General features: G+C 45.6%; 16 protein-coding genes. 6 read left to right on the forward strand and 10 right to left on the reverse strand.

All coding sequences use genetic code 11. The features are described 5' to 3' along the window. Positions 1-11 precede the first annotated feature (11 nt). Positions 12-566 carry a hypothetical protein gene (locus ABDK00_RS13320; RefSeq protein WP_346236904.1) on the reverse strand — a complete coding sequence of 185 codons (555 nt, stop codon included), beginning with the start codon at positions 564-566 and terminating at the stop codon, positions 12-14. An 86-nt stretch (positions 567-652) separates the two neighbouring features. Continuing rightward, positions 653-958, reverse strand: a complete 306-nt coding sequence (locus tag ABDK00_RS13325; protein ID WP_346236903.1) for a hypothetical protein — start codon at positions 956-958, stop codon at positions 653-655. Positions 959-1102: 144 nt separating this feature from the next. Between ABDK00_RS13325 and ABDK00_RS13330 the strand changes: the two genes are divergently transcribed. Together ABDK00_RS13330 and ABDK00_RS13335 are read left to right on the forward strand one after the other, a co-directional pair. After that, positions 1103-1897, forward strand: coding sequence for a hypothetical protein (locus ABDK00_RS13330; RefSeq protein WP_346236902.1), 795 nt, complete (start codon positions 1103-1105; stop codon positions 1895-1897). A 52-nt stretch (positions 1898-1949) separates the two neighbouring features. Continuing rightward, on the forward strand, positions 1950-2291 hold the full coding sequence (locus tag ABDK00_RS13335; protein WP_346236901.1) for a hypothetical protein: 342 nt from the start codon (positions 1950-1952) through the stop codon (positions 2289-2291). 70 nt (positions 2292-2361) lie between these two features. Here ABDK00_RS13335 and ABDK00_RS13340 read toward each other — a convergent pair whose 3' ends face one another. Continuing rightward, a complete protein-coding gene (locus ABDK00_RS13340; protein ID WP_346236900.1) occupies positions 2362-3843 on the reverse strand; it encodes a S41 family peptidase in 1482 nt (493 codons plus the stop codon). A gap of 125 nt (positions 3844-3968) precedes the next feature. Here ABDK00_RS13340 and ABDK00_RS13345 point away from each other — a divergent pair, with 125 nt between their 5' ends. The 4 genes from ABDK00_RS13345 (at position 3969) to sucD (ending at position 8985) form a co-directional block, all read left to right on the forward strand. Then, a complete protein-coding gene (locus tag ABDK00_RS13345) occupies positions 3969-6281 on the forward strand; it encodes an NADP-dependent malic enzyme (RefSeq protein WP_346236899.1) in 2313 nt (770 codons plus the stop codon). 31 nt (positions 6282-6312) lie between these two features. After that, on the forward strand, positions 6313-7050 hold the full coding sequence (locus ABDK00_RS13350; protein ID WP_346236898.1) for an ABC transporter permease: 738 nt from the start codon (positions 6313-6315) through the stop codon (positions 7048-7050). Positions 7051-7121: 71 nt separating this feature from the next. Beyond that, a complete protein-coding gene (locus tag ABDK00_RS13355) occupies positions 7122-7991 on the forward strand; it encodes an ABC transporter ATP-binding protein (RefSeq protein ID WP_346236897.1) in 870 nt (289 codons plus the stop codon). Between the two features lie 118 nt (positions 7992-8109). Beyond that, positions 8110-8985, forward strand: coding sequence for a succinate--CoA ligase subunit alpha (sucD, locus tag ABDK00_RS13360; RefSeq protein WP_346236896.1), 876 nt, complete (start codon positions 8110-8112; stop codon positions 8983-8985). Between the two features lie 72 nt (positions 8986-9057). On the opposite strand, the gene ABDK00_RS13365 is transcribed toward sucD, so the two are convergent. The 7 genes from ABDK00_RS13365 to ABDK00_RS13395 all read right to left on the reverse strand — a co-directional run bounded on the left by ABDK00_RS13365 (position 9058) and on the right by ABDK00_RS13395 (position 20374). Then, on the reverse strand, positions 9058-12534 hold the full coding sequence (locus ABDK00_RS13365) for a hypothetical protein (RefSeq protein WP_346236895.1): 3477 nt from the start codon (positions 12532-12534) through the stop codon (positions 9058-9060). Between the two features lie 91 nt (positions 12535-12625). Further along, positions 12626-14077 carry a bifunctional 2-methylcitrate dehydratase/aconitate hydratase gene (locus ABDK00_RS13370; protein ID WP_346236894.1) on the reverse strand — a complete coding sequence of 484 codons (1452 nt, stop codon included), beginning with the start codon at positions 14075-14077 and terminating at the stop codon, positions 12626-12628. Positions 14078-14214: 137 nt separating this feature from the next. Continuing rightward, complete coding sequence (prpC, locus tag ABDK00_RS13375) at positions 14215-15369, reverse strand: bifunctional 2-methylcitrate synthase/citrate synthase (RefSeq protein ID WP_346236893.1); 1155 nt, start codon at positions 15367-15369, stop codon at positions 14215-14217. 5 nt (positions 15370-15374) lie between these two features. Continuing rightward, complete coding sequence (gene prpB, locus ABDK00_RS13380) at positions 15375-16259, reverse strand: methylisocitrate lyase (RefSeq protein ID WP_346236892.1); 885 nt, start codon at positions 16257-16259, stop codon at positions 15375-15377. A 151-nt stretch (positions 16260-16410) separates the two neighbouring features. Further along, a complete protein-coding gene (locus ABDK00_RS13385) occupies positions 16411-17133 on the reverse strand; it encodes a DUF4998 domain-containing protein (RefSeq protein ID WP_346236891.1) in 723 nt (240 codons plus the stop codon). Positions 17134-17144: 11 nt separating this feature from the next. Beyond that, positions 17145-18389, reverse strand: coding sequence for a DUF4959 domain-containing protein (locus tag ABDK00_RS13390; RefSeq protein ID WP_346236890.1), 1245 nt, complete (start codon positions 18387-18389; stop codon positions 17145-17147). A 68-nt stretch (positions 18390-18457) separates the two neighbouring features. Further along, a complete protein-coding gene (locus ABDK00_RS13395; protein ID WP_346236889.1) occupies positions 18458-20374 on the reverse strand; it encodes a RagB/SusD family nutrient uptake outer membrane protein in 1917 nt (638 codons plus the stop codon). Between the last annotated feature and the right edge of the window lie 8 nt (positions 20375-20382).

Raw genomic sequence — 20382 nt, forward strand, 5'->3', positions numbered from 1 at the left:
AAAATAATTAATTATGGTTTTTTAACACCAGTCAATGTAATATCCAGAATCACCTGAGAATAAGCTGGTATCACAGTTCCGTTGGTTAAACTTTGCTGCTGACAACCATAAAATCCAAGGGAATTTGCTGATGAGGGATAAATCAGGCGAATACTTCCACCTTTTCGCGCGTTGGTAAGCAGGTAGTTGATATAGGACCCAGATTGAAAATCAGAAAACCTGATATAAGATCCATTATTATTTTGGTAAATGCTATCCGTACTTAAAGTTTTTAATTCGCTTCCCCTAAATGTACTTACAACCTGTTTGAAGGCGACCAGAGAGTCTGACGCAGCCATACTACTATCGGGATGACCCGGATTGGCGATACCAATATATGCGCCATAAGTAGAGCTATAGCTTAAATAACTGATACCCTGATCCATAATAAAAGAATCGATTACATGCTGATCCTGAGCTAATGTATTTGGTGTACATTGTACAACATCATCATCATTTTTCAGGCAGGCTGTTAAAACCAAAGCTGTAACCACGGCCATCACCGGCAACCAATAACGTCTTTTCATCTGTGTATTTATTTTTTATTTTTTACTTATTTGCGGAGGTAGAAAAATATCTTAACGATATAAAAATTTACCAATACGTAATTTGTTTATTTCCTATTGATTAATTCTTTGTACCGCGTTTCGTTGATATCCCACTTGTGGTAAGACGAAAACAATCCAGTAAACGCAACAATAATTATTCCAGCTATTATTAAAATTATAAAAAGCGAAGGATCCGTATTGGCCACCATCGTGGCACGTTTGTACCAACCACTCATAAAATTGAGCAAAATAGCGATCATCAACACCATCCCGGCCGGCAGGCCAACCAATATGCGGCGGAACAAACGTTTCTTCTTGGTGCGCTGCACTTCCCAGTATTTTATAAATGCTTCCTCCTCCTTCGTGTACATAAAACAAAATTACATGCTTTGCCGTATTTTGGTAATACACCAAAAAAATATATATTGCGAATTCATCATAATCAATTGTTTGTGAAACTAGCGCCTGTCCTGACTCAATATTTAACTACAAACAAAATATTAAGACTTCCTGGTTTGGGGGTTTTTCAAGCGAATAGCGCTTACGACCCCGATGTGGATTACAGTAAAAAGGGAGCTTCTGTCCTGAATATCACTTTTGAAAAAGAAAAAGTGACCGAATGGGATGAGGATCTCGTGGCCTTCGTATCGGAGCAGACCGGTAAAATGAAAATTCTCGCCAAGTCGGACCTTATTTCCCAGGTAGAAGAAGTCACTAGTTTCCTTAATACCGGAAAACCGTATTTTATCAGCGGCATTGGTACACTAACGCAGAAAGCTGACCGTTCACTCGAATTTCACCGCGAAAAATACCAGGCCGCCGAAAGAGAAAGCAAAGCGCCGCCTCCGATTACCGAGAAGAACACGGTACCACAAACTTATATTGATGAGACCAGAAAGAGCCGGAAATCCAGGCCGATAGCAGTGATTGCTATTTTATGTTTGCTCGCAATCGCTGTTACGATTTGGTTTTATATCAAAAGCGATGAAAACAGCACCGCCATTGAAGAGTCTACACCCGTAGCCGGCGAAGCTGCCAGCACAAAGCCTTCGTCGCCAACCGCCAATCAGCAGGCGGCTGCGTCTTCCCAACCCGATCAAATTAAATACATATTGGAAGTAACCCGGCAGCCCCGCGCATCGAGGCGATTCAACCAGCTGAAAGATATCAAGTGGCCGGTGGCCATGGAAACCAAAGATTCCGTGAATTATACAATTTATATGAAGCTACCTGCCGCCAATGCAGACACTACGCGCATCAAAGATTCGCTCAGCGTGCTTTCGGGCCGGAAGGTTTGGATCGAAAGATAAGTTTTACATACAACTGTTGCGCCAGGCCGCATCGTCAGAAAAACAAAAACTGATGAAAACCCGTATCTCCATTTTTGCTTTTTTATTGATCTTTTTATCCTGCGCTAGCGCCCGGACTCAAACCACCGCAGCCGCTCAAAAGAAAGTCGACGAACTAAGGCCCTTATTACATTTGAGCCCCGAACAGGCGAAACAGTTGGTGGCGATTGAAAGTGTTTATTTGGCTGATGTAGAAAAGTTGCAGCAGTCCGGTAAAAACAATGAGGAACAGGTTGCGGCTTTAAGATCCAGGAAATTAAAATCAGCGCAGAAAATTTTAAGCAGGGCCCAATACATCAAATTCCAGTCGATAGAACACCAATTAATAAAGAAGGTGCCCGTGCGCGCCGATTGATAAAAATAATTTTAAATAAAAAACGGACGAGTTTTAAACGTCCGTTTTTTTTGAATATATCGAAGAAAAGTTATCTGTTAACCCTTCGTGGATTCAGGCGCTTTTGCGGTTGATCGAGCTGCACCGACTCTTTTAAGATCGCATCCATAGGGCTAAAGATTTTTTGAAGTCCGTTAACGCTACGCGGCACTGTCTTCGTCTGCGACGCCGCGGGCGCTGGCAAGCCGGTGATCAAAGAAATGGCCTCAGCCAATAAATAATCATCTTTATCACCCAAAGGTTTCCACAAATCAGGCTGGTTCTCAATGCTGGTCACAGGCACATCGGGCACCAAATATCCCGGATTTTCGAAATCACCGCCAACACCATCTCCATATTTAGCCACAATGGGCTGCATCGCCCAATTATCCAGTTTTGATTTTTGCTGACTTGAAAGCTCGCCTTCGTCATAAACAGTTGCGGCTTTATCATTTTGATCATCGTAGGCATGTATGGTGATGGAAGCCGTAAACTTACCCCCCGTGTTACTGCCAATATGAACCACCTGCATATAGGGCCTTAAACAAAAAGTAAGTAATTCCGCCGCAGAGTATGAATCATCTGTTGCGATAATATACACCTTATTCAAATTCAAATTTGCGCCAAGCGGCGTAATACCGCCTACTACGCCCAAAGAATCCGTTCTGCTTCCTTCGGAAAATAACGAATTTAAAAAGCTGTTGTAGTGCAATTTCACGAACGGCTTGTTTGATTCTACGTGCGTCCGCGGGGCAATCAATGATGCAAGATAGTTGGCGGCTTCAATTCCTCCGCCGTGATTATATCTTAAATCGATCACCAGATCAGTAACGCCCTGGGCTTTAAAATCCAAAAAGCTATTATACAGTTGCGCATTGTAAGGAGCGATAAAATCCGAATAAAAAAGATAACCTATTTTCTTCCCCGCAAATTCGGGGCGGTCTCGATAAACAGTATCGATCAATACAGGGTTCGTCTGAATTGTTACCGGGGTAAGGGTTACTGTCCGGCTGGACGACGTTTGCAAATTTCCCACCCCTACCGAGATTGTATTTCCGCCAAAGAGTTGGGTATAGTTGGAGGTAGTCAAAGGTCCTCCCCCAATCTGGAAAATGATCTCTCCTCTTTTGACGCCCGCGTTCGCCGCTGGCGTATTAGGAAAAACATATTTCACGTAGGCTTCTACATCGTTTGTTCCTGTTACACGGTAAAGTGCCAGGCTCCACCCAAAATCTTTTGGCGTACCGGAAAAGTCAGCTAAAAGCGCATCCACGTCATCGGTAATCCACGACCATTCATTTTCTGTGTCCAAAGGGTTTAGCAGGCTATAAAAATAATCTTCAGGAGCATTCTCATTGGCCTGAGTCGGCGTTTTGCTTTTCATCCCGTCTGCCCACAGATAATATGTTGACATACCGTCATAGACAAATTGCGAAACGACCGGCTCGTTTTCAACAATATCTTCATCGTCAGGATCGCAAGACGTGGAAAAAAGGGAAACGGAAATAAGCAGCAGTGTAAATATTTTGTTCATAGATAAAAAATAGGTAACGAATATAAACTGTTATCAAAGATAAACAATGATATATTAGTTTTGAATAATCTTTTGATGGTTATATTAAATTAATTTATTTTTCGCCCGATTTTTAATCATTGCTTATGTCTAAAAAAGAATTACGAAAAGAGTTAGCCTTAGAATACCACGCCAAAGGGCGGCCGGGCAAAATTGAAGTGATCCCAACCAAAGAAGCCAAAACCCAACGAGACCTTTCCCTGGCCTATTCGCCCGGAGTTGCGGTCCCCTGCCTTGAGATCGCCGACAATGTCGAAAACGTTTATAAATACACTGCCAAAGGCAACCTGGTGGCTGTTATCAGCAATGGAACCGCCGTGTTGGGGCTCGGCGATATTGGCCCCGAAGCGGGAAAACCAGTGATGGAAGGAAAAGGCGTTCTGTTTAAAATATTTGCTGATATCGATGTGTTTGATATCGAAATCAATGAAAAAGATCCTGTAAAATTTGTCGAAATCGTTCAGGCGCTCGAGCCCACTTTTGGCGGCATCAACCTGGAAGATATTAAGGCCCCCGGCTGTTTTTATATTGAAAGGGAATTAAAAAAGCGGCTGAATATTCCCGTGATGCACGACGACCAGCATGGCACCGCCATTATCAGTGCGGCCGCTTTGCTCAACGCGCTCGAACTTCAAAAAAAGAAAATCGAAAAAGCCAAATTTGTTGTCAACGGCGCCGGCGCGGCAGCTATGGCCTGCGTATTGCTTTACCAGCAAATGGGCGCCAAACCCGAAAACTTCATCATGTTTGACAGCAAAGGCGCGCTCCACAAAGGGCGCACCGGGCTTGATGACATCAAAGCTCCTTTTGCAATTGCCGAAAAAGACATTTCGCTCGAAGATGCTTTGAAAGGCGCCGACGTTTTCATTGGGCTTAGCGCTGCGAATGTGTTGAATGGCGCCATGGTGAAAAGCATGGCCAAAAACCCTATCGTTTTTGCAATGGCCAACCCTGATCCTGAAATATCGTGGGAAGAAGCCACCGCCTCGCGAAAAGACGTGATTATGGCTACCGGCCGCAGCGATTATCCCAACCAGGTAAATAATGTGTTGGGCTTTCCGTATATATTCAGAGGCGCGCTCGATGTAAGGGCTACGCAGATCAATACCGCGATGCAATTGGCGGCCGTAAAAGCGCTGGCCGAATTAACCAAAACGCCGGTACCGGATATCGTGAACCTGGCTTATAACCAGCAAAATATGCATTTCGGGGCAGAATACATTATTCCAAAACCCGTTGATCCCCGCTTGTTGGCAACTGTAGCGCCGGCGGTGGCGCGGGCCGCGATGGAAACGGGTGTAGCGCGCAAGCCTATCGAAAATTGGGATTTATACGAACAGGAACTGAACAAGAGATTAGGTTTAGATAATCATGTCTTGCGTGTTTTGGGCAATAAAGCGCGAAGCGCACCCAAACGAATTGTTTTTGCCGAAGGTGATCATGTTAATATTCTAAAAGCCGCGCAGATTGTCGCAGAGGAAGGAATCGGCTTCCCGACGCTTTTGGGCAACCGCGAAAAAATTCAGTCGATTGCTGATACGCATAAAATTGATTTGAGCGATATAGAAATCATTGACCCGCGCAGTAGCGAAGCAAAAGAAAAAAGAGATAAATACACCGAACTATTTTATAAGAAGCGCGCCAGAAAGGGATATATTTTTGAAGAAGCACAAAAACTAATCGCCGAACGCAATCATTTCGGATGCATGATGGTAGCCACTGACGACGCGGACTGTATGATTTCAGGTTTGACCAAAAAGTATTCCGATGCGATCAGGCCGGCGCTACAAATTATCGGCACCGAAGAAGGTGTGAAGAAAGTGGCGGGCATGTACCTGGTGATGACGCCAAAAGGCCCGTTATTTTTGGCCGATACCACGGTCAACATCAACCCAACGGCAGAAGAATTAGCAGAAATTGTTTTAATGACAGCGAAAGAAGTGGCTGCCTTTAATATCACACCGCGAATTGCCATGATTAGCTATTCCAATTTTGGCAGCAGCCGCACACCGGAAGCCAAACTGGTAGCTGAAGCGCGCCAACTCGTGAAACAAAAAGACCCGTCACTGATCGTGGATGGGGAAATGCAGGCAAATGTGGCGCTGAACAACACGCTCCTTAAAGAAATGTATCCCTTCAGCGAGCTGGTAGATAAAGAAGTGAACACGCTGATATTTCCGAATTTAGCATCAGGAAACATTACTTACAACATCTTAAAGGAAATTGGTTCAAACGACGTTATAGGCCCCATTCTGCTGGGACTAAAAAAACCGGTACATTTGTTGCAATTGGGGAGTACGGTAAATAACATTGTGAATATGGCTTTGATTGCTGTTACGGATGCCCAAATGAAATCGGCTGCCCGGGAACAGAAGAGAAAGCCTGCTGCAAAAAAATAAAACACTCTTTCCAACTAAAATAACTTCATTCTTGAAAATACTTAGAGAATTCGGGCAGTATATCAAAATGTTCAATGGCATGTTTCGAATGCCGGAGAACAAATCTATGTACTGGAAGCAATTTATGCTTCAATGCAACGATATCGGCGTCGGCTCGCTGGGGATCGTCGGTATTATTTCCTTTTTTATCGGCGCCGTTTCAACCGTGCAAACCGCTTACCAATTAGTGTCTCCCATCATTCCAAAAACGACAATCGCGCAAATCGTAAGAGATACTGTGATCCTGGAGTTCGCGCCAACGCTTACCTGCATAGTGCTGGCCGGCGTGGTGGGCAGTAAGATCGCGAGTGAGTTGGGCAACATGCGGGTGAGCGAGCAGATCGATGCACTGGAAATTATGGGCATCAACACGAAAGCCTATTTGATCCTTCCTAAAATTTTGGCGGGCGTGCTTACCATTCCGCTGCTGATTGTTTTGGCGATGGCCTTAGGCATTTTGGGTGGCCGTTTGGCGGGATCTGCTGCCGGCATTATCGACCCTTCCATTTATGACAACGGTTTGTTGATGGACTTTAACGGCTACAACGTGTTCTTTGCACTTACAAAAAGTTTTGTTTTTGCATTTATCAGCACGAGTGTGCCGGCATTTTACGGATATCATGTAAAGGGAGGAGCGCTGGAAATCGGGCATGCGAGCACGCGTGCCGTGGTGGTTTCCTGTGTGTTGCTTTTATTAGCAGACTATGTGCTTTCAGCATTGCTGTTGTAAAAGCGGACCCAAAAGAAAATACCAAGGTCGATTATTGATATTAACATCTAAATACTTCAAACGAAGTACCCATGATCGAAATAAAAAATCTTAAGAAAAGTTTTGGAGAAAAGGTTGTGCTAAAGCAGATCAACGCCGTGATGGAGCCTGGCAAATGCAACCTTATTATCGGTTCTAGCGGAAGCGGCAAAACCGTTTTCATGAAATGTATCGTGGGCCTGATGCAACCAACCGAAGGAGAAATCATTTATAATGATGTGAACTACCTGACCATGTCGCTGGAGGAAAAAAAAGCGATCCGCAAAAAGATCGGTATGCTTTTCCAGGGCTCGGCGTTGTTCGACAGCCAAACGGTGGAACAGAACGTTATCTTTCCTTTAGATATGTTCACCAATGACAAATACAATGTCAAAAGAGACCGGGTGAAGGAAGTGCTCGACCGCGTGAATTTAAAAGAAGATGCCTACAAAAAATTCCCCTCTGAAATAAGCGGCGGTATGCAGAAACGTGTGGCGCTGGCGCGGGCTATAGTGCTAAACCCCAAATATCTGTTTTGTGATGAGCCCAATTCCGGCCTGGATCCTCAAACGTCGATCGTGATTGATAAATTGATTAAAGAAATCACCGAAGAATACGCCACGACGACCATCATGAACACGCATGATATGAACAGCGTAATGGAGATTGGCGATCATATCGTTTATATGCACCATGGAGAAAAAGAATGGGAAGGCACGAATAAGGAAATCATTTTTAGCAATAATGAAAAACTGAACGAGTTTATTTTTGCTTCCGAGTTTTTGCAGGATGCGAAAAACATGCGGACCATCCAGGAAACCGGCGAAATCCCTAAAGATGTGCATGAAGATGTTCGAGATGCGCTCGAAGATAAATTCAATACCGATATGGATGGCGATGGTGTTATCGGCTCAAACCAATAACCTAAGAATTTCGCTATTCGCCTGTCATGCTTTACTTTTTATCGCCCCAACCTACAAAAAATATTCAAATAGCATGCTGGTTTCCTTACTTTTGTAACCAATCAGAAAAAACTATAAAATGGCAGTATTAGTAAATAAAGATTCTAAAGTTTTAGTACAGGGCTTTACAGGTACAGAAGGCACTTTCCATGCATCTCAAATGATCGAATACGGAACAAATGTTGTTGGCGGTGTAACACCTAACAAAGGAGGCACCATCCATCTGGACAGGCCGGTATTTAACACAGTTGCTGATTGCGTTAAACAAACCAACGCCAATGTCAGTATCATTTTCGTGCCGCCGGCATTTGCAGCAGATGCAGTAATGGAAGCGGCTGACGCCGGAATTGAACTGGTGGTTTGTATCACAGAAGGTATTCCCGTGCAGGATATGGTGAGAGTAAAAAATTATTTGCAAGGCACGAAAACAAGGCTTATTGGGCCAAACTGCCCGGGTGTGATAACTGCAGGAGCCTGCAAAGTAGGTATCATGCCAGGTTTTGTTTTTAAAGAAGGCCGGATCGGTATTGTTAGTAAATCCGGAACGCTGACTTACGAAGCAGCTGACCAGGTGGCAAAAGCCGGCTTGGGCATCAGCACTGCGATTGGCATTGGAGGCGACCCCATCATCGGAACGCCCACCAAGGAAGCCGTTGAGCTCTTAATGAATGACCCCGAAACCGACGCCATCGTAATGATCGGTGAAATCGGCGGTGGTATGGAAGCTGAGGCTGCCAACTGGATCAAATCTACCGGCAACAAAAAACCTGTAGTCGGGTTTATCGCTGGCCAGACAGCGCCTCCCGGCCGGCGCATGGGGCATGCCGGAGCCATTGTGGGCGGCGCCGACGACACGGCTGAAGCGAAAATGAAAATCATGAGCGAATGTGGCATTCACGTAGTGAGCAGCCCTGCCGACATTGGTAAAACCATGGCAGAAGTGCTGAAAAAATAAAACACAGACTTTCAAATTATATACAAAATCCTCCGGCAAAAAACGCCGGGGGATTTTTGTTATAAAGCTATCTTAGAATAAAGCTGTTAAGCTGGCCCTGCCGGTATGGATGGTTCTGGTGTCGCCCGGCTTTCGTCCATCATACTGAAAATTCAACTCCAGGTTGTTGAACAGGCGTTTGGTTAATTGCACATTCCACAGCAGATTGGTGCCCGGCAACAAACCGTCGAGCATCACATAGCCAATGGTTGTTTGCGAAGCGTTCGAGACGGTTCTGAAGTTGAGCCCGTTATAAGTAAACTTCGCAGTTACCGATGCACTTTGAAGGATATTGTATTTGGTCTCCGCCGTCAACGCATTTGAAACAGAACGATCGCCGCCAAACACAGGCGCATTGTTTTTTACTTCATATTTATAGCCGGTGGTCACCCGGAAAGCCGTTCCCCGAACCAAAGAAATCAACCCTTCAATGTTGTTTTTTCGAATGCGGTAGTTACGGTTATCAAACTGGATATCGTCGGTCAAAAGGCTGGTGGAACCCGTTGCTGTATTGATGTTTAATGTAAAAGCACTTGATAAAAAATGCCGGTATTTAACAGACCAATCTTCCACCTCGCGTGTCTCATAACCATATGTGAGAAAAGCCTTTCCGTTGTTGCGCAAATTGCTGATGTCGACGCCCCATTTGTTGCTTTGCCTGTTGAAAGAAAGCGTATTGACCCAAACCGTGTTGAGAGTAATCAGGTTGGTATCAGCAAGTCCATATTCAAAGGGGTTGAATTCAAACAGGCCTTTCGCCAAAGATTTCTTTGAAATTTGCAAAGAACTCATCAGCATGAACTTCGAAAAAAATCGTTTAGCGCCTGTGCTATTTTTTTCCTTCCAAAGTTGTGCGGGCGTTAGATTCAGACTATAATTCAGTGTTGTGTAATTGGCTTTTATATATTCATTGGTCGGCGTAAAAACCCTGATAAACCGCGCCTGGTCGATAAATGCTGCAAGCTCAAATTCATTCAATTGCTGAACGCCGTCTTCGTTGTAATCAATCCAGGTATATTGCCCCGTTCCGGCAGGTACTTCAAGGTAAGCGTACTCCCTTTTTTGCTCCTGCCCCGATCCTACCTCATACAAAATGTTGCCATTCAGGAATCCATTCCATTCGTTCATCTGGTATTCGGCACGCGTTAAAATCGTATTGTCCTCCTGTTGGTTGCTCACCTCATTGTTATACACTTTCAATTTTCTGAAAGTGGTATTCAGGTAAAACTGGCGATTGGCATTGGATAATAATTCTGCCTGGAGGTTTAAATTGTAACTGCGATCGCCGCGCAGCAACTGCTTTCCTACCGGATACTTATCGCTTCGCGTGTAAAAATTAATACCATATCTATTCTGCTTTTCAGGGTCGGACTTCAGGTAAGCCGTATATGTATCAAATGAAAAAGAAGTAAAATTTAATGAGTCGCTTGTCTTATCAGCGCTCCGGTTTTCCTCTAAAGTGTACCGCCCTCCGATGACCCAATTTTGAAGCCAGGACATTTTTTTGCTGATATCTATTATCGGCCTGAAAAAATAGCCCTTATACGATTGCGTTTCATATTGCGTTAACACCAGCTCATTGTTGAAATTCCAGTTTTTCCAGGCGGTGAGTTGGCTTAGCGCATTTTGAAACCCGCGATAATTATCGCTTCGACGGTAGTTGGTAAACAAATACTGCAATCTGTTTCCGTTGTCGGCTTTTAAGCCAACCGCGGCCTTAATAATATTTTCATCTGCACGTTGCGGCACCAATGGCAGGCCCCAGTCTCTCGAAAACTCCACATTGCGCAAGCGTTCCAAAGGCTGAAATCTTCGCTGCACATACTCGTAATCCAGCGAACTCACCAGGCTGAGATTATTTTTCTTTCTCAATAACCGTGTGTTGGCCAGATTGACTTTTGCCGCATACCCCTTGTCATCCTCATCGTTGCGCGGCGATAAGGTGTTCACATCATAACTACTGCTGGCAAATTCGGTTTTTAAAACCGTATTGGGTGTTATTTGATAATCCGCCCCAAGCGTCAACACCTGCTGCTTTCGCGGCGCCACCAGCAATACCACCGGATCAAAATTGCCCTGCCGGGCACCGTTGACCGGCGCCACATACACGAACACTTTTCCGTTGGCATTACCATTGTCTGCAATATAATCACCTCTGCCAAAACCCACTTCTGTAAAAGCCAGATTGTATTTTGCCGTTTCGGGATCAACAGAATACCTGTAAAAAGAATCCACCACATTGTCGAGCGTATCGTATACCCGCTCGTACAAGATCTTTCCGTTGGTAAGCGTATCCAAAACCGCCGACGGATAATAAGCATTTTGCGTACTATCACCGATATCAAATAAAAACTGCTTCTGCCGCGCATCCAGCACCTGGTGAATAGAAGAATTTTTTGAATCGCTGTTACTAAAATATCCTACCCGTAATTTCAACTTTTTATTAAAATCAACTTCCTGTTTCGCGTAAATATTTGTATTCAGAAAATTCCTGTCGGCATATTCAAACTCTACCTGTATGCGGCTATCTTTAGTAATCATTCTTTTGGGCGTGAAGCTGATTTCGGCTGTATTGTAATTGATCACATAGTCCTGGTCTTCGCCGCGTTGCAATAAAACGCCGTCAATAAACACCCTTTCTGTATTAGCCAAGATGATAAAGAAAGTTTCATCATTGGCGCCGGATAAGCGGTAGGGCCCCTGGTTGCCTTCTAGCCCCTGAAATACGTTTCTTGTAAATTTCCCTTTAGCAATCGACCCGCTGACAAGGGTTTTGGATTGTATATTTTTTGATACCTGATGAGCAGTTTGAAAAGAAATACCTTGCAGCCTTTTATAGAAATTCAGAAAATAATGATCTGTTTCCCGAAGGTCCATATCGCCAATATTTAACTGCCAGTTTTTCTTCTTAAACCGGATATATACTTCATCAAATTCGTTGAGTTGTTGCGTATTCCCATCAGGCTGAATCGGGACATTATTATCGGTAATGGCGGCTTGCAACTCTATACTATCGGCCAACATGCCACTCAGTTGAATATTCAGATTAGAGTTTACCACGACGTCCTGGTTGTTTCCAAAACCGATTTGGCGGCCAAAGCTGCCCTGCGCATTGATCTTACCGAAATCAAACAACTCGCGGCGGTTCGTGGCCACCACCGGTGCGCGAACGGGAGCTGTCGAATAACGAAGCAGGCTGTCAAAACTCATCCGCTGCACAGCGGCATTCATTTTAAAAGGGAAAACCCGGTAAGTGATCAGCACCGCTGAGTTGGTTGGCGGCATGATCCAATAAAGGGCCGCATCAACATAATCGATGCGATAGCGCGAACTGTCGATAGCAGCGATCGCAAGGCTGCCGGGAATAATACTCAGGCTATCAAGCGATGTCTTTTGGTTCGGTAGCACAGACACCCATTTCTGCCTCAGGTTAGAATTGCTGCGTTCCTGCGCGTCAGACCTTAAAACCCATAGCAAACCAAGAGCAGCTAATAGTATGGTACGGAGCATATACAATATCCGACAATTGTTCTTCGCAAAAATCGGGCATTACCTCGATATAAACCATATGAGGCAAGGCCCGATTGTAAAAGCGCTATAACTATTTTACCATCAAATCAACAAAATCGTGCACTTTCATTTGAACCAGCGTTTGATAATCTAATCCTGTTTTCAGAATGCGCTCCTGTTGAGCACCGTCAAAAATACGGGCGGTATTGATCTTAAACTTTTCAATCAGCTTGGGAATACCCTCTTCACGGCGGCGTTTATGCCCGATGGGATATTCTACAACCACTTCGTCCAGGGTGGTTCCGTCGTTTAGCTCGACCATCAACGCATTCGCTATCGATCTTTTCTCGGGGTCGTGATAATCGGCCGTAAAGCGTGCGTCTTCGACACAAAAAATCTTGCTGCGCAGTTCATCAATACGAGGATCAGCGGCTATATCATCTTCATAATCGGCCGCTGTAAGTCTTCCAAATAAAAATGGCACAGCTACCATATATTGAATGCAATGATCGCGATCGGCGGGGTTATTCAGCGGGCCGCTTTTGTCAATAATCCGGATAGCAGCCTCGTGGGTTCTTATAATAATTCGTTTGATATCATCAGTGCTGCGCCCGGCCTCTTTCATTTGCCCGTGGAGAATCATGGCCGCCTCGACCGCCGTTTGAGAATGAAACTCCGCAGGAAAAGATATTTTAAAAAGGATATGCTCCATCACGTAAGTGCCGTATGCTCGTTGAAAAGAAAACGGATTGCCTTTAAATGAAACATCGTAAAAACCCCATGTTTTCGCGGTAAGTACGGATGGATACCCCATTTCACCGGTTTGCGCAATCAGCGCCAGGCGAACCGCCCTCGAAGTGGCATCGCCGGCAGCCCAGGATTTGCGGCTACCTGTGTTGGGAGCGTGGCGATAAGTTCGCAAAGCCTGCCCATCGACAAAAGCCAATGACACTGCATTAATAAGCTGTTCGCGATTCAACCCCAGTAACTTACCGACAACCGCCGTAGAAGCCACTTTCACCAATATGACATGATCTAAGCCCACGCGATTGAAAGAGTTCTCGAGCGCCAGCACGCCTTGAATTTCATGCGCCAAAATCATGGCTTCCAGCACCTGCAACATAGTGAGCGGCGCACGCCCTTCCGCAAGTCCGGAGCGCGACAACCAATCGGCAGTAGCAAGAATGCCGCCCAGGTTGTCGGAAGGGTGTCCCCATTCAGCTGCCAGCCAGGTGTCGTTGAAGTCCAGCCACCTGATAATTGCGCCGATATTAAAAGCCGCCTGAACAGGATCCAACTGGAAGTTTGTGCCGGGCACTTTGGCGCCGTTGGGAACAACCGTTCCCGCTACGATGGGGCCCAGCAATTTGGTGCATGCCGGATACGTGAGCGCTTCAAACCCGCAACCCAATGTGTCGAGCAGGCAATAATGCGCCGTTGTCAAGGCTAATTCACTTTCTATTTTATAGGTTAAAACATAGTCTGCGATATCGGCCAAAACCTTGTCTGGTTGCGGCCTTTCGTTTGAAATATGAGAAGACATGAGTAGTTTAAAATATTTATGTTGTGATAATTTAAAAGACTAAAGGGGAAATGATTGGGTTAATAGTTTATAGTCAATAGTTAATGGTGAATAGTCAATAGTCAATTGTGAATGGCGAATGGGCGGCATCGCATAATCTATTGCCTGTGCGCTATCGCTACAAATTTCAGGTTTTCAGGCCCGGTGTAGTTTGCGCTTGGGCGAATGATCTTGCCATCCTGCCTTTGCTCGATAATATGAGCGCTCCACCCTGTCACGCGCGAAACAACAAACAAAGGGGTAAACATAGCGGTCGGTATGCCCATCAGATGATACGCCACCGCAGAAAACCAGTCAAGATTAGGAAACATTTTTTTCTCCTCCCACATCACTTTTTCAAGCCGTTCGGCGATCGAAAAAAGCCGCATGTCTCCCGCTTCTTCAGAGAGCGTCTGCGCCACTTGCTTGATAATATTATTTCTTGGATCTGCAATGGTATACACAGGGTGGCCAAATCCGATAATGACTTCCTTTCTTTCCAACCGGGCTTTAATATCTGCTTCGGCAAGATCGGCATTTGCATAACGGCTTTGAATATCGAAAGCTACTTCGTTGGCGCCGCCGTGTTTCGGTCCCCGCAGCGCTCCGATAGCGCCGGTTACGGCCGCATAAAGGTCAGCCCCTGTGCCCGCGATGACACGGCTGGTAAACGTCGAGGCATTAAACTCGTGTTCGGCATAGAGATTGAGCGAAACCTGCATCGCCTGCACCCAGCTTTCGGACGGTGTGGCGCCATGCAACAGATGAAGAAAATGCCCGCCGGTGGTAGTGTCGTCTGTTTCCACCTCAATTTCTTTACCGCTATGCGAATAATGATACCAAAACAATAATGCAGACGAAAAAGAAGCCAGCAGTTTATCGGCGATATCCCGAGCACCGGCAACCGCATAGTCTTCTTTCTCTGGAAGTACCGTACCCAGCACAGAGGCATAAGTGCGCAAAACATCCATGGGATGAGCAGCCGCCGGTAGTTGCTTTAAAACATTCCGGGCAACTTCGGGCAGGCCGCGCAACGATTTTAATTTTTTCTGGTAGGCTTTCAGTTCAACCGCGGTTGGTAACTTTTCGTGAATCAGCAAATAAGCGACTTCCTCGAAGGCGGCATGCTGCGCCAGGTCGTTGATGTCGTAGCCGCGGTAATGCAAATCGTTACCGGTTTTACCCACAGTACAAAGGGCTGTATTGCCGGCGGCAACGCCGGAAAGCGCCACGCTTTTTTTTGGTTTAAATGTCACAGGTTGGTCTGCATTCATATTGATTATGATTTAAACAGTTCATCAATCTTTTTTTCGTAGGCAAAGTAGTTGATACTTTCATACAACTCCTGCCGGGTCTGCATCGTGTCCAATACATTCTTTTGTGTTCCGTCTTTTCGAATGTGATGATACACATTTTGTGCAGCTTTATTGGCTGCCCTGAAAGCCGAAAGCGGGTAGAGCGCCAGCCCCACGCCCGCATCGCGCAGGTCGTCGATCGTGTACATCGGTATCATCCCAAATTCGGTAATATTCGCCAAAACCGGTATGCCTGTGGCGTCCACAAATTGTTGGTAAATGGAAAGTTCAGCAACCGCTTCGGCAAAAATAAAGTCGGCCCCCGCTTCTTTATAAGCAACGGCGCGTTCTAAAGTTTTTTCAATACCCTCATTAGCAAAAGCGTCAGTTCGGGCGCCGATGACAAAATTATCGTCGAAACGGGCATCTACAGCGGCTTTGAGCCGATCGACCATTTCTTCTTTCGAAACAATTTCTTTCCCCGGCCGATGGCCGCAACGCTTGGCGCCAACCTGGTCTTCGATATGCAGCGCCGCAGCGCCCGCCTTGATCAACGACTTTACCGTACGTTCAATGTTAAATGCTGAAGCGCCAAACCCGGTATCTACATCCACCAGCAGGGGCGTGTCAGTTACATTAGTAATGCGATTGATATCAACCAGCACATCGTCTAACCCGGTAATTCCCAAATCGGGAACGCCCAGTGATCCGGCAGCGACACCGCCACCTGAGAGATAGATGGCTTTAAATCCGGCCTGCGTGGCAAGCAAGGCATGATTAGCGTTGATGGCGCCTACAATCTGTAAAGGCTTTTCCGTTTCCATAGCTTGTCGGAAACGAAGCCCCGGAGATGGCATTTGTGTTTGCATATCAGCAAATGTAACTAATTGCGGCATATGCCCGCTGTCTCACATACCGATGTGGAGCGATCAGGCATCGCAGGGATGCAACTGCAATAAGCGCGCATAAAAAAGCTACGATGCCTCTCGCACCGTAGCCAGAACTTTTATTGTCGAAAAATTAAAACTCCACCGTTACAGTCGCTGCTTTGAAGATATCAATCACATCTTCGGCGGGTTTATATTCCGAATAATGGGAAATAGTACCCGAGCCTGCCATATCAGGCGCAGCAACAGCGTTTGAAAAGGGAGAAAGCTGCACCGTAGCAAATTCGCCCGTGGTGGTGGGATAGGTTACAACGGTCCGTTGAAGCGTATAAAATACCGTGGTGTCGCGCGGCTTACCGCTTTCATTTTGAAAATTGATCTGCTTCACTCCATCCACCGTTGTAATATTCCGATAGATTCTGTTAGACAGCGATGAAATATATTTCTCGCCATAAATCGTACCCACAGCTTCAACCCCGTTGGAAACGTCGCCTTTCTCATCCAACCCCACCACGCGAACAAAGGCTGTCGCTTCAGGCACATTGGGAATATCGACGGAAACATAATTACCATAATCAGCGTCAGATAGATTGATCGTAGTATCTTTAACAAGCGCACTCAAGGAAGTGTTGTAAAAAACCTTCACCTGTTTCACACGGCGATCGGGGCTGGCCTTAAACCTGATCCTTGCCTTATTATATCCCGCTAAGATCTGCAGAGAATCGACCTGACCGGGCTTCGCATTTTCAGCCTTATTTAAATATCCAGCAGAATAATAATCGGCCGGCTTTTTACATTTTGTCAGGCCCAACATCGTCAACGCCAGCCCGATGATCATCAAAATATTTTTATTCATATCATTAAGTTTTAAAGTTGTCCGTATAAGTATAATTCGTAGATGAAGAATGTTGGATTGCCTTCAAAAACGCCGCTCCATCCTGCATTTACTTTAAACCTGATGTACCTGAATTTTTCAAATGCAACAGGATCGGAAAACTCATAAGTTTCACCGTTATCTCGTATATAATCCCTCTCGGTAGTGGTAGCCGGTACGCCGAAAGCAAAACCACTGGGGCGAACACTTTCAAAATGATCCAGCCGCGTCCAGGTGCTATCCCAGGCGCCTGAAGGATTGGGTTGATTGCTGCCATAAACTTCGAAATCGAAAATATGGGCGGGGCCATACACGTCGTTAATATTACTATACCGGGTGGCCCAAATGAGCATGCGGCTCAGCAGAACCGGCACACCCAGATCTAAGGTAAATGCCGATGAATTGGCATCCACAGGGGTGACGCCTGAATTGGTAGACAGGTAGCCCCGGTTCGTGTTACCATCCCAAATCCCTCTGTAGTCAAAGCCACCGCCGCGGTTGCCTACATCACCGGGGAGCGAGATCTTTTCCCAACGGTCTCTGGGTATCGCCACTTCCTCTATGGGTGTGAGATTCATTACCAAAGTATCTGACGAATGGTCCCATCTGTCTTCAATAAAAACGCCAAAATCGGTGGGAACAGCCTGCTGCCCTCTGATGCGGATCGTTCCTGTTTCAAAATTGGTGTAGGCTGCTTCAACAGGATTCCAGGCGCCGGAAGCATCTTTCTTTATTACCCTGATTACCAGGTCGGCCTTGGTTTCGTTCACATAGGTCAGGTTCAATCCGCCGAATGTGGTCACGATGCTGCCGCTTTCCATCTTGTCTAATACCAACTGATGAGGCGGCCTCAAAACATCCACTTTTATGGTTGTCGGCTCCGACTCTACTTCACCCACGCTCACAGAGCGCAATTCGATGTCGTAAGACCCTTCCTTGCCAAAGCCGTCCACGATGATTTCATTTTTATAAATAGAAGATTTAGCTTTTCGCTCGATACCATTGTCGAGCTTGTAGGTTGCTTTTACATATCTCAAATCCTCCGAAAGCGGCAGGGTATATTTTATTACCGCGCCCCCCGAAATGGGCGTCACCTGCACATTAGAAACCGGCCCGGGCTTCTCTCCCACTTTGTTGATCTCTATGCCTATATCTTCTTTACATCTCAATCCGCCCACTACCAGAAAAGCCAGCAGCAGTACCATTGAAAGATGGTTGAAGAAAAAATTCTTTTTCATTGTTGAATATTTTTATTAAAGAATACTTTGTATAATCTTATTTCATTAAAGCCTGGTTTACAACTTCCCTACCAGCCCAGATTTTGTTTCAGTTTTGGATTTCTTCTCATTTCATCCAGGCTGATGGGCCAGAAATAGTCTTTTGTGGTAAACGTGCGGCTAAACAAGGCATTGGGCCTGTAAAAGGCAGCGCTTAATCTTTGCTTTACATCCCATCCCAGAATAAGTGTATTCAGTTCAAACACTGCATCTTTCCACCTGCGCAGATCCCAAAATCTTTTACCCTCAAATGCGAGTTCGATCGTTCTTTCACGCTTGATTATTTCCCTCAAACCGTCCTTACTGGCGGGTTTGTTGGGTTGCGAAGAATATTGCTGCCAGGAACTTACTACGCCCCCCAGCCCGGAGCGGGCGCGAACGCTGTCGATGCTTTGGTAAACTTCCGGCGAAGGCCCCTGGAACTCGTTTACGGCCTCGGCGTAAAGCAAATACAGATCGGCAAGGCGGATGATGGGAATAGCGTAAGGCCGAGCAGAGTAGGCATTACTTCCTCCGTAAGAGTTTTGAGCGTTCACATATTTCTTCACCATGTATCCCGTGATCTGATTATTTACAACGTTGAAACTTTTAATATTACCCCTGCCGGTATAATTCGTATTCAGTGCATCTTCATCGCTCAATTCCGACATCATAAAATAGCGGCCTCCATCAAAAGATAATGTGCCATAAAAACGCGGCTCCCTGTCTAAATGAAAATGGATCGTGTTATAGTTAGCCTGCAAATCAAACTGATATGCATCCGTGGAGGGAACAGTTACCAGCTCGTATCTATTCTGATAAGGATAGGTAATATCCTCCTCGATGGGAACGCCGTTTTTAGAATAGAATTTTTCTGCCATATTAAGCGTAGCGCCCATAAAACTGGTGATAGCTGCGTTGGACACCGTGTTGGGGTGAAAACCGCGTGGCGTGAAAGCTGCCTGAAAACCTCCTCCGCCAACGCTTCGGGTATCGAACCAAAGCGCTTCAGCATTACCATCAGATTCGTTCACAGCGGTTCTTAAATTCATCTGCCAAAAAGTAGATGGATTCTTAATGGTAAGATTGGCCGCCGGCACCCAGGTGTGCAGCTTTTTTCCATTGCTTGCAGCAAAATCAATAGCATCTTTACAAGCTATAGCCGCACGCTCCCATTTTGAAGCGTCATAAGTTTGATTAAAGAGCGGATCGCCATTCTCATCCTTCAGCAGCGCCTGGTCTGTATTGCCATTAAATAAAGGGCTTGCCGCCTCCACCAAAACCATGGCTTTGATCGATTTTGCCACGATTTGTGTGATACGTCCTATTTCGAGATTACCATTTTCCTCAATCGGCATTAATAGCGGCATGGCCTCATCGATCGTGTTTACTATGTAGTCAAAGCATTGATCGACCGGCTGGCGCGGCTCCTGCATCTCAACCTGATCGCCATACACCGATAAATTTTTATCCCGTATAATAATGGGCCCGTAAGCGCGCAGCAATAAAAAATGGTAGTACGCCTTCAACACTTTGGCTTCTGCCGCCCACATTTCTTTTTCAGGCTCAGCCATATCGGGCACTTCGTTGACACGCTCAATCAAGATATTGCAATCGTTAATGCCCTGCCAGTATGCGCCGGAAGCATTGCTTCCCCAATAATTAAGTAATGGCGAGTTGGCGTTTTGTTGCCCCATGGCAATATACCATGCCGGATAAGAGCCGGATGAAAAATTGGAAGTAGAATTCAGCCAAAATTCATCAGCAAGAAGATAACGGTCTCCACCGAGATAAGTATTAGACGGAAGCCGATTGTAACAAGTGGCTAAAAAACGCTGCGCCATTACGCGAAGGCTAAAAGCCTGGTCAATCACCGGTGTATTGTCCGGCACGATGTCAAGAAATTTTTTACACGAGCCCGCAACGAACAGGACGGCAATAAGTGAAATAAAAAATATTTTTCTCATAACTGATT

The organism is Niabella insulisoli, from assembly GCF_039652435.2.
Lineage (GTDB): Bacteria > Bacteroidota > Bacteroidia > Chitinophagales > Chitinophagaceae > Niabella > Niabella insulamsoli.